The sequence below is a fragment of the Hyphomonas sp. genome (assembly GCF_037969335.1).
GTDB lineage: Bacteria > Pseudomonadota > Alphaproteobacteria > Caulobacterales > Hyphomonadaceae > Hyphomonas.
Genome location: NZ_JBBKXE010000140.1, coordinates 1 through 15,876 on the forward strand (window position 1 = coordinate 1; position 15,876 = coordinate 15,876).

At 61.3% G+C, this 15,876-nt stretch carries 15 protein-coding genes; 9 read left to right on the forward strand and 6 right to left on the reverse strand.

All coding sequences use genetic code 11. From position 1 onward, the window contains the following. Positions 1-13: 13 nt before the first annotated feature. The 3 genes from AADA04_RS10480 to AADA04_RS10490 form a co-directional block, all read right to left on the reverse strand. Positions 14-2,644, reverse strand: a complete 2,631-nt coding sequence (locus AADA04_RS10480) for a penicillin-binding protein 1A (RefSeq protein ID WP_340693214.1) — start codon at positions 2,642-2,644, stop codon at positions 14-16. A 107-nt stretch (positions 2,645-2,751) separates the two neighbouring features. Then, the gene (locus tag AADA04_RS10485) at positions 2,752-4,665 is read right to left on the reverse strand and encodes a tetratricopeptide repeat protein (RefSeq protein WP_340693215.1); all 1,914 of its coding nucleotides are present in this window, start codon (positions 4,663-4,665) and stop codon (positions 2,752-2,754) included. Positions 4,666-4,798: 133 nt separating this feature from the next. Next, positions 4,799-6,481 (reverse strand): electron transfer flavoprotein-ubiquinone oxidoreductase, encoded by a 1,683-nt coding sequence (locus AADA04_RS10490; RefSeq protein WP_340693216.1) that lies wholly within the window; start codon positions 6,479-6,481, stop codon positions 4,799-4,801. Positions 6,482-6,573: 92 nt separating this feature from the next. Between AADA04_RS10490 and AADA04_RS10495 the strand changes: the two genes are divergently transcribed. Further along, positions 6,574-7,377: a uracil-DNA glycosylase gene (locus AADA04_RS10495; protein ID WP_340693217.1), complete on the forward strand. Its 804-nt coding sequence runs from the start codon at positions 6,574-6,576 to the stop codon at positions 7,375-7,377. A 1-nt stretch (position 7,378) separates the two neighbouring features. On the opposite strand, the gene AADA04_RS10500 is transcribed toward AADA04_RS10495, so the two are convergent. Next, the gene (locus AADA04_RS10500) at positions 7,379-7,855 is read right to left on the reverse strand and encodes a hemerythrin domain-containing protein (RefSeq protein ID WP_340693218.1); all 477 of its coding nucleotides are present in this window, start codon (positions 7,853-7,855) and stop codon (positions 7,379-7,381) included. Positions 7,856-7,946: 91 nt separating this feature from the next. On the opposite strand from AADA04_RS10500, the gene AADA04_RS10505 reads away from it, so the two are divergent. Continuing rightward, a complete protein-coding gene (locus tag AADA04_RS10505) occupies positions 7,947-8,630 on the forward strand; it encodes a TIGR04283 family arsenosugar biosynthesis glycosyltransferase (protein ID WP_340693219.1) in 684 nt (227 codons plus the stop codon). On the opposite strand, the gene AADA04_RS10510 is transcribed toward AADA04_RS10505, so the two are convergent. Further along, positions 8,627-9,166: a hypothetical protein gene (locus AADA04_RS10510; RefSeq protein ID WP_340693220.1), complete on the reverse strand. Its 540-nt coding sequence runs from the start codon at positions 9,164-9,166 to the stop codon at positions 8,627-8,629. The two genes, AADA04_RS10505 and AADA04_RS10510, sit on opposite strands and share 4 nt — an antisense overlap. Before the next feature lie 63 nt (positions 9,167-9,229). Between AADA04_RS10510 and AADA04_RS10515 the strand changes: the two genes are divergently transcribed. From AADA04_RS10515 to AADA04_RS10530, 4 genes are all read left to right on the forward strand, one after another. Beyond that, a complete protein-coding gene (locus AADA04_RS10515; RefSeq protein WP_340693221.1) occupies positions 9,230-9,829 on the forward strand; it encodes a DUF2064 domain-containing protein in 600 nt (199 codons plus the stop codon). Positions 9,830-9,913: 84 nt separating this feature from the next. Beyond that, a complete protein-coding gene (locus AADA04_RS10520) occupies positions 9,914-10,315 on the forward strand; it encodes a BLUF domain-containing protein (RefSeq protein ID WP_340693222.1) in 402 nt (133 codons plus the stop codon). A 74-nt stretch (positions 10,316-10,389) separates the two neighbouring features. Next, the gene (locus tag AADA04_RS10525) at positions 10,390-11,532 is read left to right on the forward strand and encodes a PA0069 family radical SAM protein (protein ID WP_340693223.1); all 1,143 of its coding nucleotides are present in this window, start codon (positions 10,390-10,392) and stop codon (positions 11,530-11,532) included. A gap of 183 nt (positions 11,533-11,715) precedes the next feature. Beyond that, the gene (locus AADA04_RS10530) at positions 11,716-12,798 is read left to right on the forward strand and encodes a site-specific DNA-methyltransferase (protein WP_340693224.1); all 1,083 of its coding nucleotides are present in this window, start codon (positions 11,716-11,718) and stop codon (positions 12,796-12,798) included. Here AADA04_RS10530 and AADA04_RS10535 read toward each other — a convergent pair. Next, entirely contained in the window at positions 12,795-13,838 is a 1,044-nt protein-coding gene (locus AADA04_RS10535) for an A/G-specific adenine glycosylase (RefSeq protein WP_340693225.1), read from the reverse strand. The two genes, AADA04_RS10530 and AADA04_RS10535, sit on opposite strands and share 4 nt — an antisense overlap. Positions 13,839-13,880: 42 nt before the next feature. Here AADA04_RS10535 and AADA04_RS10540 point away from each other — a divergent pair, with 42 nt between their 5' ends. The 3 genes from AADA04_RS10540 to AADA04_RS10550 all read left to right on the forward strand — a co-directional run bounded on the left by AADA04_RS10540 (position 13,881) and on the right by AADA04_RS10550 (position 15,872). Continuing rightward, positions 13,881-14,456: a DciA family protein gene (locus tag AADA04_RS10540; protein ID WP_340693226.1), complete on the forward strand. Its 576-nt coding sequence runs from the start codon at positions 13,881-13,883 to the stop codon at positions 14,454-14,456. Positions 14,457-14,481: 25 nt separating this feature from the next. Continuing rightward, entirely contained in the window at positions 14,482-15,144 is a 663-nt protein-coding gene (locus AADA04_RS10545; protein ID WP_340693227.1) for a thioredoxin domain-containing protein, read from the forward strand. 65 nt (positions 15,145-15,209) lie between these two features. Next, positions 15,210-15,872 (forward strand): thioredoxin domain-containing protein, encoded by a 663-nt coding sequence (locus AADA04_RS10550; RefSeq protein ID WP_340693228.1) that lies wholly within the window; start codon positions 15,210-15,212, stop codon positions 15,870-15,872. Positions 15,873-15,876: the final 4 nt, after the last annotated feature.

Consider the following 15,876-nt stretch of genomic DNA (forward strand, 5'->3'; position numbering starts at 1 on the left):
GTCAAAAGCCTGGTCAGAAAATACCGTCGAGATTGTCGTCGGCAGACTTTTCAGGTGCCTTGCGCGGCTGGCCGTCTTCGGGGACCGGCTGCTCACCCGTGCGCGGATCGAAGGTTCCGAACGTGCCCGAACCTGAGCCGGAATTTCCACACGCACCCGAAATCGACAGGCAGTCATCGGTGCCGTTGAAGGCCGCCATGCCGGGCTCGGTGCCCGGGCGGAATGCCTCGTCGATGATGACCGATGTACCGGGGCCCGGCAGCTCTCCGGTGCGGGCATCGATCTTCACCAGCCGCACGCCGGGAGGGATCCGGAACGGGATGGCGGGCGTGAATTCCAGCGCCTTTTCCATGAAATCGGTGAAGATCGGCGCAGCGACGGAGCCGCCGGCCTCGCCTTCACCCAAGGAACGATTGTCGTCGAACCCGACGCGCACGCCAACCACGATGTCAGGCGAGAAGCCCATGAACACCGCGTCGCGATAATCATCGGTCGTACCGGTCTTGCCGGCCAGCGGCTTGCCGACCCGCAGGGCCCGGCGGCCGGTCCCGCGCTCGACCACGCCCTCCAGCATGTGGGTAATCTGGTAGGCGATGATCGGATCGAGCACTTGATCGCGATTGTCGGGCAATTCCGGCGGCGCCTGCCCGTTCCATTCTTCCGCCTCGCACCCGTCACAGGCGCGTTCATCGTGGCGGAACAGGGTGCGTCCATGACGATCCTGCACGCGGTCGAGCAGCGTCGGGGTGACCATCTTGCCGCCATTGACGAAAGCGGCGTAACCGCGCGCCAGATTGATCAGGTAGACATCGCCTGCACCAAGGGACATGGCCGAGTAGGGCGGCAGCTTGTCATAGACACCGAGACGCTCGGACAGTTCGGAGACGGCTTCCATGCCGATATCCTGGGCGACACGCGCGGTGACCTGGTTGAGCGATTTCTCGAGCGCGATGCGCAGGGTGACCATGCCGTAGGAGCGCCCTTCGGTATAGTTGGCCGGACGCCAATAGTCGCCGGTCGAAACATCGAACGACACGAACGGCGCGTCCAGCATGCGGGTCGCCGGTGTGTAGCCTTTTTCCAGCGCCGCCGCGTAGACGAAGGGCTTGAAGCTTGAGCCGGGCTGGCGCCTCGATTGCGTGACGCGGTTATAATTGCTCTTGAAGAAGGAATAGCCGCCTTGCATCGCCAGGATCCGGCCCGTGTGCGGGTCGATTGCGATAAGCGATCCATCGACTTCCGGCACCTGGCGCAGCGTGGCGTTGCCGACAGGCAGGAACATGGATTGCGCAACAGGCCGGGCAATCGGGTTGCCCTCCTCGTCGAGCTCGGGTGTTTCAGGGTCGGGCGCGCCGGTCTCCCTCGCGTTCAGGACCTGGCGCTTCAATTCGGCCAGAACGACATAGCCGACTTGCAGGCCGGGCTTGCCGACCTCCGGGTCGAACGTCTTGGCCCATTCGAGCTCTTCGGCAGGCAGCTTGATCTTGGCGCCGTCGGTCAACAGGAGCTCTGCGCCCTTGGAATTGATCGATGTAATGAGGCCGGCTTCCCATGTGCCATAGCCGCCGGGCAGGTCGACGGCGTTCAGCGCTTCGAGCATGCCATCGCCAATCGGTAGCGTTGCCACGGGTCCGCGATAGCCGTGGCGCCGGTCATACGCGACAAGGCCATCCTGCAGGGCCTGCTGGGCGGCCAGCTGCATGCGCGTGTCAATCGTCGAACGGATCGACAGTCCGCCCTGCTCCAGCGTTTCCTCACCATAGGTCTTGATCAGGTCCCGGCGCAGTTCCTGAACGAAATAGGTTGCGGCCGCATATTCCGGTCCGCGCAGGCGCTTCGTCGTGGTCAGCGGCATGGCGATCGCCTCATCGGCCTGTTCACGCGTGATATACCCGTCCTCGACCATGCGGTTGAGGACGTAGTTGCGACGGAAAAGGAGTTTTTCCGGATTAGTGTACGGGTTCACTGCCGAGGGCGCCTTGGCCAGTGAGGCCAGCACAGCGGCTTCTGAGATATTCAGCTCGGGCAGCGACTTGTTGAAATAGTTGAGTGCCGCCGAGCCGACGCCATAGGAGCGTCCGCCGAGATAGATTTCATTGAGATAGAGTTCCAGGATCTCGCCCTTAGTAAACTCTTTCTCCATGCGCTGGGCGACGATCGCTTCCTTGGCCTTGCGCTTGAGGTTTTGGTCACGGGTCAGCAGCATGTTCTTGGCAACCTGCTGCGTGATCGTCGACCCGCCCTGCAGACCACCCGATCCTGTCACCTTGTTCTTGGCCGAATTCACGGCGCCACGCGTGATTCCGACATAGTCGAGTCCGTCATGCGTGAAGAAGTTCTTGTCTTCCGCCGCCACGAAAGCGTCGATGACGTGTTTGGGGATCGATTCGTAGGGCACGAACACGCGGTGCTCGTCAGCAAATTCGGCAATCAGCGTCCCGTCGCCAGCATGAACCCGCGACGTGATCGGAGGTTCGTACTGTTTCAGCTTGGAAATACTCGGCACATCCCGGCCCAGCGCGGCAAAATAAAGCCAGAGCGCTATGAAGCCGATAACCGCCAGAATAAAACCGGCAATGACAGACCATTTTGCCACCGGCCAAACCCAGGTCGGAATGCGGGGTTTCTCATAGGCGTCAGCCATGTGCTCGTCCTGTTACAAGGGCCAGCGAGTTCTGGCATCAAGCGCCGGAATCGCATTCGTTTCCGGCGATACTAAGGCGCGTTGGCGGCGCATTAAAGAGCCCAGTGTCAGATGTCCTGCCGATCGACTTCGCCGTCGGTCAGCGAAACATCGGGCAACGGACGCTTCTCCGGCGCCGGTGCGGACAGGCCTGAGGCCAGCTTCTCTTCCAGCTTGCGACGCTCGACAGCCGGCGGGCGATTGTCGAGGGCATATTGCCAAGCTTCGCGCGCGTCATCCTTCATGTCGAGATACCAATAGATATCGCCGAGATGGTTTTCGATCTCCCAGTGCCGGTGCGGCTGCAATTCCTTGCGCGAGGATTCCACCAGGCGGCGCGCCGCCTTCAGGTCGCCCATCTTGAACAAGGCCCAGCCGAACGAGTCGGAAATATACGGATCATGCTGCGCCAGTGCCTTGGCGCGGGCGAGGATACGGTAGCCTTCTTCATACTTGTCCGTATGGATGATGAGGAAATAGCCCAGAGAATTCAGCGTATAGGGGTCATTCGGACGCGCCAGCCGCTCGGTGCGCAGCAAGATGATCGCGTCATTGACCTTGCCTGCCTTGCCCCATGCGTCTGCCAGCGCAAGGCGCCGATCATGCGTGTCGTCGAGTTCGCGGGCCTGTTCAGCGTTCACGGCCGCTTTCGCATAATTGCCGAACTGGCCATAAATTTCGGCCGCGAGCCCGTGCGCAGCGGCCCTTTCTGCAGGCCCTTCGGCCGACGCAAGCAGGTCGTCGAGCAAGTCTCCCGCGGCAGATTCATCATCAAGCAAGGTGCGCAACTGGAGGGCGCCGTAAAGCGTTTGCAGGCGGTTTTCATCGTCTGACAGAGCAATCGCCCGGTCGATTGCGGCCCGGGCCGCATCCTCCTGTCCTGCCATGAGCAGGGCCTGGCCAGCTGCGATTTCCAGCGGCGCCGTCGACTTCGGTCCCACAAGGGCGACATGCGCGGCGGATTCGTAAAGTGCGTTCTCGTAGAAATCATCCACAATGGATGTGCGCAGGCCCTCATCTTCGGGATAGACAAGCAGGGCGACCTGATCGAGCGCCGAGCGCTGGTCGTCAAACCCGTCCGGGCGCCCGCCCATCATGATCTTGCGGATAATGCGCTGCTCCTGCATCGCCCGCGACACATCGGCCAGAGACTGCGCAAAAGCGGCCCGCACGGTCAGCGGCTCATTCCTGAGGTTCTTGCCCGTCTCTAGACTGTCGAGCGCCGCGGCATAGCTGATCGCCTCTTCGGGTTCGGCATCGGCGAGGCGTTGGTACACGGCCTTCGCTTCATCAATGCGTCCGAGCCTCTGCAGCAAAAGGGCATGGCGCGAGATCACGGTTTTCACGTGCGAGTAAAGCAGACCCTTGGGATCGAACTGGTGCTCGGGCGCCTCGATTTTCGACGGCGTCAGGGATTCGTAAACCGCCAGTGCCTGATCGGGACGGCCAACCGCTTCCAGCATGGCAGCCAGCGACAGGTCGCCCGTCAGTCCGGGCATGCCGGAAGACGTGCCCCGATGCCGCTCGATGGCTGCATCAGTCTGGCCGTCCATCGCGAGAAACCAGGCATCAAGATAGCCATACAGTCGCGACCGGCTGGTGGTCTCATCAGCGTCATCATGGATGTCCAGAATGACACGCGCACCCGCCGTGTCGCCGGCTGCTGCGCGGTCAATGGCAAGGAAGGCATTGAATAGCGGATTGGACTCCTTGTCTTCCGGGGCCAGACCCTGCGTCATCAGCAGGAACGCCGCCATGTCGCCCGCCTTGACCGCGTCGATCGGCGCCGGATAGGCCGAAATGCCCACGGGCTTACCATTCGCGCCGATCACGGCCGTTGACCGGGCTGCCGCCGACAGACCGGCGTCATCGTATGCCGAAGCAGACGCATCAATGATCTGGGCAGGTTCGGTTGAGGCGCAGCCTGCAAGCGAAATGGCGATTGAAAGGGCAGAGGCGGCTAAGACTGGCTTGAAGCGCATGGGCGTCAGGTTTCTCCGTTTCGCAGGTGCGAAGAATGAAGCAGTCCCGTGAGGCGAGAACAAGGCCCCAAATGGTAAAAGCGCGGACAGGTTGCCCTGCCCGCGCTCTTGTCACGCTTTTGTGTTGGCGAACCTACATGTTCGGATAGGCCGGGCCGCCGCCGCCTTCGGGCACGGTCCAGTTGATGTTCTGGTTCGGATCCTTGATGTCGCACGTCTTGCAGTGGATGCAGTTCTGCGCGTTGATCTGGAACTTCAGCTCACCGCCTTCTTCGATCCATTCATAGACACCCGCCGGGCAGTAGCGCGCCGAAGGTCCGGCATAGACATCATGCTCGGACGATTTCTGCAGGGCCATATCCAGCACTTTCAGGTGAACCGGCTGGTCCTCACCATGGAACGTGTTGGTGAAGGACACATTGGTCAGCTTGTCGAAGCTGAGCACGCCATCCGGCTTCGGATAGGTGATCGGCGTGTAGTTCTTGGCCGGTTTCAGCGACGCAGCATCCGTCTTGCCGTGCTTCAGGGTTGGCAGGAAACCAAAGCCGAGCAGCGAACGCATCCACATGTCCGGCACACCGATCATGGCGCCGATCATCGTGCCGAAGCGCGACATTAGCGGCTTCATGTTGCGCACGGTCGACAGGTCTTTCTCGACCCAGCTGGCATGCATCGCATCGTCATACTCGGTCATCTCGTCACCGGACCGGCCCGCCTTGATCGCTTCGAACGCCGCTTCGGCGCCAAGCATGCCGGTCTTCATGGCATTATGCGTACCCTTGATGCGCGGCAGGTTCACGAACCCGGCACAGCAGCCGATCAGCGCGCCGCCCGGGAAGCTGAGCTTCGGAATGGACTGCAGGCCGCCCGACGTGATCGCCCGGGCGCCATAGGCCACGCGCTTGCCGCCTTCGAGATAGCGCTTGATGTCAGGGTGGTGCTTGTAGCGCTGGAATTCCTCGTACGGCGCGAGGTAGGGATTCTTGTAATTGAGGTGGACGACGTAGCCGACCGACACGAAGGGCTCGCCATTGTCGCGGAAGTGATACAGGAAGCCGCCGCCATTGCCGTCCTTGTCCTGCACCGGCCAGCCGAACGAGTGCTGCACCAGGCCATCGACAAAAATATCTTCCGGCACGGACCAGACTTCCTTCAAGCCGATGCCGAATTTCTGCGGGTCGCAATCGGCCTGCAGGTCGTACTTGTTCATGATCTGCTTGGTCAGCGAGCCGCGCGCGCCTTCCGCGAACAGGACATATTTGCCGAGCAGTTCCATGCCGGGCTCGTAGTCGGGTTTTTTCTTACCGTCCGCACCGATGCCCATGACGCCAGCAACCACGCCGCGCACTTCGCCGTTTTCGCCGTAGACCACGTCAGATGCGGCAAAGCCGGGATAGATTTCCACGCCCAGCGCTTCGGCCTCGCGGCCGAGCCAGCGGCAGACATTCGCCAGCGACCCGGCATAGCAGCCATGATTGCTCATCAGCGGCGGGAAAGGCAGCCAGCCGAGTTCAGCCGATCCGCTGGCACCGAGCAGCTTGTAGCGGTCGAACTTGACCTCGGTCTTCAGCGGGCAATCGCTATTGTTGCGCCAGTCGGGCAGCAGTTCGTCCAGCGCCTTCGGGTCGAGCACGATGCCCGACAGGATGTGCGCACCGATTTCGCCGCCCTTTTCGAGCACGACAACCGACAGGTCTTCGCCAGCTTCATTGGCAACCTGTTTGAACCGTATCGCCGCCGACAGGCCGGCCGGGCCACCGCCGACGATGACCACATCATATTCCATCGACTCGCGCTGCGGGGCGTCATCGGCCATTGGTAACTCCTCATTTTGGCGTGTAGGATAACGCCGTACATTTCAAACACTAAGCAATTACAGCCTGTTTCAGGAAGGTCCAGAGCGTCGCAATGCCAAACCCCGCGTCAAGTGAGGCCCTTCAGGCCCTGACCGACTGGTGGCAGGACATGGGCGTCGAAGTGGATTCCGCCCGGATCGACGCGCTGATGCGGGAAATGAAGGCCTCGGCGCCCGTCCTGAAAGCGATTGACCCAGCTGCAAAAACCGCACCCAAAACCACGTCGCGGCGTGGCCGTGGCCCCATCGACTGGGTCGCCGAAGCCACCAGGGCCGCAGCGGCCTGCGATTCGCTCGAAACGCTGAAAGCTGCCATCGAGGCGTTCGACGGCTGCCCGCTGAAAGCGGCTGGCGAACACACGGTTGTGTATGACGGCGTCCCCGGCGCCGACCTGATGGTCATCGGCGAGGGCCCAGGCGCCGAAGAGGACCGGCAAGGCCTGCCCTTTGTCGGCAAGGCGGGCCAATTGCTCGACCGGATGCTGGCAGCCATCGGTCGTTCGCGCACCGAGAACACCTTCATCACCAACGTGAATTACTGGCGCCCGCCCGGCAACCGGAGCCCGGACGCGGAAGAGCTGGACGTCTGCCGCCCCTTCGTCGACCGGATGGTGGAACTGGGGAAACCCAAACTGATCATCGCGGCTGGCGGCGTGCCAGCCAAGGCCCTGCTGGACGGGACCGACGGCATCATGAAGATTCGCGGGACAGAACACGTCTTCACCACGCCCGGCGGCGCTTCCGTGCCACTGATCCCGATCCTGCACCCAGCCTACCTGCTCCGCCGTCCCCAGGACAAGAGCCGCGCCTGGCGCGACTTGCTGCTGGTGGAGCAGCGACTCAGCGAACTCGCCTGACCTATTCCTCCAGTTCGGCTTCGGCCTTCTTGTCGACGAGGCTGCGTTCCTTCTTCTTGCGCGTGTCGAACGTGGCAGCGATCTCGCCCGACGAATCCGCGCCCAGAACCTTACGCGCCGTTTCGAAGATTTCGTTTTCTTCTTCGTCGATATGGTGCTCGTAGCGTTCGCGCATCGTCTTGAACCGCGCCAGCCAGCCCGGCGAACTGAAGTCCATGCCTTCGATGTCCTGGATCATCTCGTCGAGTTCGTGGTGCTCGGAGACCGAGTGCCGCGCCATGGGCTGGCCCTTCGATGCCTCCATGAGCGGCGCGTAGAACGCCTCTTCTTCCGCAGCCGCATGCGCGCCGACATCATAGTAGAACGTGCTCCACAGTTTGCGCCGGTCACTGCTGTCGCCAGACGTTTCAGCAAGATTGGCCAAAAGCTCGCGGTGGGTGTCGTGGTCTGACTTCAGGCGGTCATAGATGGTCGTCATGTGTCGGTTCCTTGTGCAAGTTGGCTTGCAGATGGAACGCGGCTGCCCGCAGAGAGTTCCTGAGATCACAAGCGCCTGCTAGGGAATTTCCATGCCCGCTCCTCTCTCGATCATTATTCCGACACTGAACGCGGCGGCCGACCTGCCGCTATGCCTCGAAAGCCTGATGCCGGGGCTCGAGTCCGGCCTTATCCGCGAGGTGATCGTGTCGGACGGCTTTTCCGAGGACGAGACCGCTGCCATCGCCGAAGCCTCGGGCGCAACCTTCCTTACATCCGCCAAGGGGCGCGGACGCCAGCTGGTCGCCGGCGCCGAAGCCGCCCGCGGGGACTGGTTCCTGTTCCTGCATGCCGACACGGCGCTCTCACGCGAATGGGCCGAACGCGTCGCAGACCATATCCGCGACCGGCCGGGCAAGGCGGGTGTCTTCCGTCTCAAATACCGCTCTGACGACCGGGGCGCGCGCTGGCTCGAAACCCGCGCCAATCGCCGGGCCCGCTGGCTCGGCCTGCCCTATGGCGACCAGGGCCTGCTGATATCCCGGAAACTCTATGACCAGGTTGGCGGATACCCGGACGTGCGCCTGATGGAAGACGTGATGATCGTGCGCGCTGTCGGCAAGGATAAGCTGACCTTCCTTGACGCCGATGCGCGAACCTCTGCCGTGAAATATGAACGCGACGGCTGGCGCAAGCGGGCGTGGAAGAATGCCTGGATGCTGGCGCGCTTTCTCCTCGGCACCAGCCCGGACAAGCTGGCCAAGGACTATACCTAGTCCTCTTTCCAGAATGCCTCAGACCCGAAATCCACGCTGTGAACCTCGATCAGGTATTGCTTGAACGCGTCCAGGTCGGTCACCCGGCACGCATAGCTGTCCGCCCGCTCGATACCGAACGCCTCCAGCATCCCGTCAGGCGCATCATTGCATGACGGCATGGCAAATTCGTAGGTCGGCACATGGGTTGCCGCGTTCACCCGTTGATGGGCGACAAGGTACTGGTAGCTCACCTTCGGATCACCATCATCGCGCATTTCGGCTTCGGCGAGATAGACCGGATTGCCTTCATTCGCGATCAGGACCTGAAAGCGGACGAAAAGCGGCGTGTCGTCTTCATCCTCTGGCGGCGTGATTTCATAGACCCCGTCCTTGTCCGCCATCACGATGCGGCAATCATCCGCGAGGCAGAGCACAACACCATTGTACGGTAATGTGACTTGCTCGCCAGACGGGATCAGCGGCACCTCGCTATAGAAACAGGCGGTCAGCGCTACAAGGCTGGCCAGGGCCGTCAGGATACGAAACGGTGCCATAGCATTTCTCCCTCCACTGAATTCCAGCTTTCCTCCGCTTGAGGTCGAAAGTAAGGCCAAGCCATGAAAAAAGCGACATTGCTCATCTATGCCAAGCCGCCGCGCATGGGCCTCGCCAAGACGCGGCTGGCGAAAGGCCTCGGACCAACCGAGGCGCGGCGGATCGCCCACTTCACGCTGTCTCGCACCATGCGGTCGGCTTTGGCCGGTCCTTGGAATCCCATCCTTTACACCGCGCCTGACCGCGCCCTGGGTGAAAGCCTCGGAGGCATCTGGCCTGCCCACCTTTCCCGGCGCAGTCAGGGCAAAGGTGGCCTGACTGAACGTCTGGAACGCGGCTTGGCCGAGGCACCGCCCGGACCGCTTCTTTTCATCGGTTCAGATGCGCCAGACATATCTCCGGCGCTCATTCGGGCCGCGATCCGGTCTTTGCAGCGCCATGATGCCGTCTTCGGCCCGGCCCGAGATGGCGGCTTCTGGCTGTTTGGCCTGAACAAGCGTTCGGGCACCAGATCGCCGTTCGGCCACGTCCGATGGTCGGGACCGCATGCCATGCTGGACGTACGGAACAACCTGCCCGCGAATGCATTGGTCGGAACACTGCCAATCCTGGCGGATATTGACGAAGCCAAAGACTGGCATGACTGGATCGCAAAACGCTAAACAACCCGCCCTGCCCGTGTTACCCGCCAAGTCAGCGGAATCGCAGGCATACGCGTTTTGGCGGCATTTTTTGCGGGGAAAACAATGTTCAGATTGATCTACATCAGCACGGCATCGGACGACATAACCAAGCAAGACCTTGAGGACATTGTCTCGGTCGCCATCGACCACAACGCCCAAAAGGCCATCACGGGCCTCCTCCTGCATAATGGTCTGAACTTCATGCAGGTCCTCGAAGGCGACAAGGCCGAGATTGAACCGCTATATGCCCGCATCGTTAAGGACGCGCGCCACGTTTCCGTTTCCACCGTCATGACGGAAACTGCAGACACGCGGATATTTGAACCCTGGGCCATGCTGTTCAAAACCCTGCCAGCCGATTCTCCTGCACAAGACGCGCGCATCGACATGGCCGACGTCTTGGCCCTCGAAATGCCGGCACACGTGCGCAAGATCATTACGAATTTTGATTCCCTGCAGGGCTGACGCTCCCGTCCATCCACAGATTCCCTCTGGCGCCCTAAAATACGTTCTTGTTTCGTTCTTTATCTTGTGGGCACATGAAACCCATGAGAACCGGACAGAAACTGAAGCCCACAGGGCGTGTCACACTGCTGGATACCCGGCAGGCTGCCGAGCGCGTTGAACAGCGCGGTCGCGGGGCCGTGTCCAACCAGACCGGACGCTACGAACCCGAGACACGGCACGCTTTCGATGATGGCTGGGACGGGCTGGAAGCGCCGCCGTCACGCCTCAAGACGGAACTGACGAAAGAGACTGCCCGGACGATCATCACTTTCAACAAGTCCCCCGACATCTCGTTTGACCGGTCGATCAATCCCTATCGCGGCTGTGAGCATGGCTGCATCTATTGTTTTGCCCGCCCCAGCCACGCCTATGGCGGGCTTTCGGCGGGACTCGATTTCGAGAGCAAGCTCTTCATCAAGTCCAATGCGGTTGAACTCCTGCAACGCGAACTGTCACGTCCCGGCTATATGGCCCGCCCCATCGCGCTGGGCGTGAACACGGATGTCTACCAACCGACTGATCGCGACACGGGCATCACGCGCGAATTGTTGAAAATCCTGGCTGCGCACAATCACCCGGTCAGCCTTTTGACCAAGTCCTCCCTGATTGAACGCGATATCGATATTATCGGCCCGATGGCCGAGATGGGCCTCGCCAAGGTCGGCGTGTCGATCACAACCCTCGACCGGACGCTTGCCCGCAAGATGGAGCCACGGGCGGCGACCCCGGCGCGGCGCCTGCAAACGATCCGCGCGCTGGCAGATGCCGGCGTGCCGGTCACTGTGATGGTGGCGCCGGTGATCCCCGGCCTCACCGATCACGAAATTGAATCCCTGCTCGAGGCGGCGGCGACGCATGGGGCGACCGGCGCGGGCTATGTGTTGTTGCGGCTGCCGCGTGAGATAAAGGACCTGTTCCACGAATGGCTGGTTGCGCATGTGCCCGACCGGGCCGCGAAAGTGATCAACACGATCCGCGAAATGCGCCGTGGCCAGGACTATGATGCGCGCTGGTTCGAACGCGGCACGGGGCGCGGCCCGATCGCACAGATGATTGCCCAGCGCTTTGCGCGCGAAACAAAACGACTTGGCCTCGATAATCCTCGCCCCGACTTGCGGACCGATCTTTTCCGGCCGCTCGAAACACCGGAAGGCCAGTTATTGCTGGGTTTCTAACAGTCTATCCCCAGGAACCTCAAAAAAGCATCCACAGGGTTATCCACAGGCTCCCGAATCGGTTAGTTTCGATTCCGAAACGAATTGGGGCGGCGAATGCGGGCGCGGGTAACCTTCTGGAAACCGGTGCCCCTCAGTGATTCGTTTTCACGAAACACGCGTTGCTTACACGGGGCTGGCAAAATGGAATTGAAAAGAAACACGATCATGCAGGGCGACTGCATCGATATCCTGCGGCGCCTGCCCGACCAGTCTGTCGATCTGGTTTTCGCCGACCCACCTTATAACCTCCAGCTTGGCGGCGGGCTGACACGCCCCGACCAATCCGTCGTCGACGGCTGCAATGATGATTGGGACAAGTTCGACAGCTTCGACGCCTATGACCTGTTCACGCATGAGTGGATGTCTGAATGCCGCCGCGTCCTGAAGGATGATGGCGCAATCTGGGTCATCGGCTCCTACCACAACATTTTCCGCGTCGGCACGGTGCTGCAGGACCAGGGCTTCTGGATCCAGAATGACGTGATCTGGCTGAAGTCGAACCCGATGCCGAACTTCAAGGGCACCCGCTTCCAGAACGCGCATGAAACGCTGATCTGGGCCGGCAAGTCCGAAGCCTCGCGGGTCACGTTCAATTATGACGCCCTGAAAGTCTTCAACGAAGACAAGCAGATGCGCTCCGACTGGATCATCCCGCTCTGCACCGGCGGTGAACGCCTGAAAGACGAAGCCGGCAAGAAGGCCCATCCGACACAGAAGCCGGAAAGCCTCCTTTCGCGCGTCCTGCTCGCCACGACCAATCCCGGCGATGTCGTCCTCGACCCGTTCTCCGGCACAGGCACAACCGCCGCCGCCGCCCGGCGTCTGGGCCGCGACTTTGTCGGCATCGAACGCGATCCTGAATATGTCCGCCTGTCCCGCGCCCGCATTGCCGCCATCACGCCGATTGAAGGCGAGATGCTGGAAACAGAGCGCAGCAAGAAATCCCTGCCCCGCGTTCCATTCGGCGCGCTCATCGACAATGGCTGGCTGAAGCCCGGCGACCGGCTGTTCTCGCCGCAGCGCCGTTTCCAGGCCCGCATCCGCGTTGACGGCTCATTGACCACAGGCGCAGTATCCGGCTCGATCCACCGCCTCGGCGCCCATGTCCAGCAGGCCCCGGCCTGCAATGGCTGGACCTATTGGCACTTCGAGACCGACAAGCGCGACCTAGCTCCGATCGACCTGCTGCGCCGCCGCTATCGCGACGAGATGGGCCTCAACTAGGCGTCCGTCGTCGCAAGGCGAAACGCCTTGGCAAAGACGGTCGGCAATCCCTCAACGTCCCGGATGGGTGTCCACACCCCGTCCGGGCGTTTTCCGTTTAGGGCCGCGCGCTTCACGCTCAGCGTCAGGGCAAAGTGCGTGAACACGTGACGGACGTCGCCGACCGCCTGCCAGTCAGCCTCGGCCGGAGGGGCCGCGTCCGGGATTCCTGTCTTGGGCCAATCGGTACTCGGCAGCGCCAGCATCCCCCCGAGCAAGCCCTTGTCAGGGCGTCGCACAAGCAGGACCTCGTCGCCGTCTACCAGGACATAGGCACACCCTTGCCGCCCCCTTACCACCCCCTTGGCAGGCTTCATCGGATACCGTTCCGGCACCCCTTCCGCATACGCCGCGCACAGGTCTGACAGGGGGCAAAGGAGACAATTAGGGCGGGTCGGCGTGCAGATCGTCGCGCCGAGGTCCATCAGGGCTTCGGCGAATTCCCCCGGCCTCTCCGCAGGCACAAGTGCACGAACAGCCTTGGCAATCACCTTCTTTTCCGCCGCCCAGTCGCCCTTCAGCGCCAGCAGGCGCGCAAACACGCGATCCACATTGCCATCTACAGCTGCGGCCTGCTGGTCGAAGGCGATCGCCGCGATGGCGCCTGCCGTATAGGGGCCAATCCCGGGCAGTTTCACGAGCCCCGCTTCGGTCTCCGGAAACCCGCCCAATGCCACCACTTCGCGCGCGCATTTCAACAGGTTGCGGGCCCGTGCATAGTAACCAAGCCCCGCCCAGGCCGCCATCACCTCCTCATCACGAGAATTTGCAAGCGCCCCCACATCCGGCCAACGCTGCGTAAATGTATGGAAATACGGCGTCCCATGCGGAATTGTCGTCTGCTGCAGCATGATCTCGGATAGCCATATCCTGTAGGGATCAGGGCGGATTCCAGCCGCGCGACCGGCTGGCGAAATGCGCCATGGCAAGTCGCGCGCATGCCGGTCATACCAGGCCAGCAGCCGGACCGGGAGACCGTTGAATTTCACCTTGCCGGGCACGCGTGTCTTTTCCTCGCCATCAAGCCGTGCTTGTCTTGGGGAATGGTCACAAGATCAACCCTCGACCCGATTGAAGAGGCACGCGCGCGCGTGCGACTGCGTTACCAGCGGGCGCGAAAGGTGCATCCGGGTATCCCCCAGATCGGCCTCGCCGCCGAACGGCTGGGACGAAAGGTTGGCGCCAAGAAACTGCCTGCCGTGCAGGTGTTGCAGCGGCGCTGGCGGGAAATCGTCGGCGAGAAACTTTATCCCTTCTGCCGACCTGAAAAGATCACTGGCGGCAAGGATGGCCGGGTCCTGACATTGCGGGTCATCCCGCAGGCCGCGCCTATCGTGCAGCACCAGGTCGAGACGATTCGCCAGCGCGTGTCCGTCTCGGCTGGCGGCGACATCATTGCCATCAAGATCGTCCAGGGCGCGCTCAATACCAGCGAACCGACCAAGCCGCGGCGCAAGGCGCCTCCCCTTACGGCGGCCCAGCGCCGGCAACTGGAAGACAGCGTTTCCCGTATCGAAAATTCGGCCCTGCGCGCAGCGATTGTTGCGCTCGGCGCAGCTGTGCTAACAGCAGACGACTCGCCTACTTCGCCCGTACTGGACGCTGGTCCGATCAAATAGTTCCTATCCTTGAAGGCTCTTCCTCATGGCACTCGTTTCCCGCCCCTCTGCTCTCGTTTCGGTCCTCGCGCTGGTGATCGCCGCCTGCGGCAATGCAACGGGCGATGATACCACGCCCATCCCGGCTGAAGTCACGGCACCTGCCGTCCTTGGCCATGCCAAAGGGGCCGAGGATGCGCCACTGACGGTTATTGAATATGCCTCACCGACCTGCTCGCATTGCAAGCATTTCCACGATGACATCATGCCGACCCTCGAAGAGAAATTCATCTCTACCGGCAAGGTGAAGTTCATTTTCCGCGAATACCCGCTGAATGATATCGATGTCGTGGCCTATGCCGTGGCCAATTGCGCTGGCGAGGACAAATTCTTCGACGTGCTGGACGACCTGTTCGCGCACCAGGATGATGTTTTCGAGGCCTCAAAGACCGGAACGATCAAGCAGGTTTTCATTGATATCGCTGCCCGGCACGGCATCGCCGACGAAGCCGCCTTTGATGCCTGCATCGCCAACCGACCGATCCGCCAGCGCATTGCAGACACGATCATGACGGGCGATGCATTGGGCGTGAAGGCCACGCCAACGTTTGTCGTCAATGGCACGGTCAAACCTGCCGATGGCGACGTGCGCAGCCCCGAAGCCTTTGAGGCTTATCTGAACGGAGAGCTGCAAAAGGTTGCGGAATAGACCGCCACTCACCGTATTAACGATTTGGCAACCAAGACGACTCAATTCTTAACGCGAAGGTTATGATGATGGAACGCATCTCCAGACGAACTGCTTTGGCCGCCGTTTCGGCGCTGGCGCTGGTTGCCTGTGGCAACAATGAAAATGGCGCGGCACAAAGTAAAAGCGGAAGCGACCCGGCGGCCTTCGGACATGTCATCGGGTCAGCAGACGCTCCGGTAACCGTCATCGAATATGCATCACCCACCTGCCCGGCCTGCAAATACTTCCACGATACGGTCCTGCCCGAGATCGAGGAAAAATACGTCTCGACAGGCAAAGTGCGCTTCATCTACCGCGAATACCCCGTCCACGAAATTGACGTTCCTGTCTATGCGATGGCGCTGTGCGCTGGCGACGACAACTTTTTCGATGTTATGGACGATTTGTTCGAGCATCAATCCGGCATCACGGATGCTGCGAGCAATGGTGTCCTGAGGGCTGCGCTCGTCGCCATCGGTCAACGTCACGGCATAGCCGACGAAGCGGCGTTTGATGCCTGCATGGCAGACGAGTCGATCCGAAAGCGTTTGAAAGCGACCTATGACGAAGCCCAGAAGGACGGTGTCGACAGTACGCCGACCTTCGTTTTTAACGGTGAAATGTCCCGATTCGAAGGCGATATCCGTAATGTCGAGGGCTTTTCAGCAAAGCTCGACACGCTTCTCGCCAACCCGGCAGGACAATAAGGAT

Coding starts and splice junctions, on each gene's coding strand:
- AADA04_RS10505 (WP_340693219.1), top strand. CDS start 7,947: ATGCCCGCTCCTCTCTCGATCATTATTCCGACACTGAACGCGGCGGCC.
- AADA04_RS10545 (WP_340693227.1), top strand. CDS start 14,482: ATGGCACTCGTTTCCCGCCCCTCTGCTCTCGTTTCGGTCCTCGCGCTG.
- AADA04_RS10480 (WP_340693214.1), bottom strand. CDS start 2,644: ATGGCTGACGCCTATGAGAAACCCCGCATTCCGACCTGGGTTTGGCCG.
- AADA04_RS10490 (WP_340693216.1), bottom strand. CDS start 6,481: ATGGCCGATGACGCCCCGCAGCGCGAGTCGATGGAATATGATGTGGTC.
- AADA04_RS10485 (WP_340693215.1), bottom strand. CDS start 4,665: ATGCGCTTCAAGCCAGTCTTAGCCGCCTCTGCCCTTTCAATCGCCATT.
- AADA04_RS10530 (WP_340693224.1), top strand. CDS start 11,716: ATGGAATTGAAAAGAAACACGATCATGCAGGGCGACTGCATCGATATC.
- AADA04_RS10550 (WP_340693228.1), top strand. CDS start 15,210: ATGATGGAACGCATCTCCAGACGAACTGCTTTGGCCGCCGTTTCGGCG.
- AADA04_RS10495 (WP_340693217.1), top strand. CDS start 6,574: ATGCCAAACCCCGCGTCAAGTGAGGCCCTTCAGGCCCTGACCGACTGG.
- AADA04_RS10525 (WP_340693223.1), top strand. CDS start 10,390: ATGAAACCCATGAGAACCGGACAGAAACTGAAGCCCACAGGGCGTGTC.
- AADA04_RS10510 (WP_340693220.1), bottom strand. CDS start 9,166: ATGGCACCGTTTCGTATCCTGACGGCCCTGGCCAGCCTTGTAGCGCTG.
- AADA04_RS10515 (WP_340693221.1), top strand. CDS start 9,230: ATGAAAAAAGCGACATTGCTCATCTATGCCAAGCCGCCGCGCATGGGC.
- AADA04_RS10520 (WP_340693222.1), top strand. CDS start 9,914: ATGTTCAGATTGATCTACATCAGCACGGCATCGGACGACATAACCAAG.
- AADA04_RS10540 (WP_340693226.1), top strand. CDS start 13,881: ATGGTCACAAGATCAACCCTCGACCCGATTGAAGAGGCACGCGCGCGC.
- AADA04_RS10500 (WP_340693218.1), bottom strand. CDS start 7,855: ATGACGACCATCTATGACCGCCTGAAGTCAGACCACGACACCCACCGC.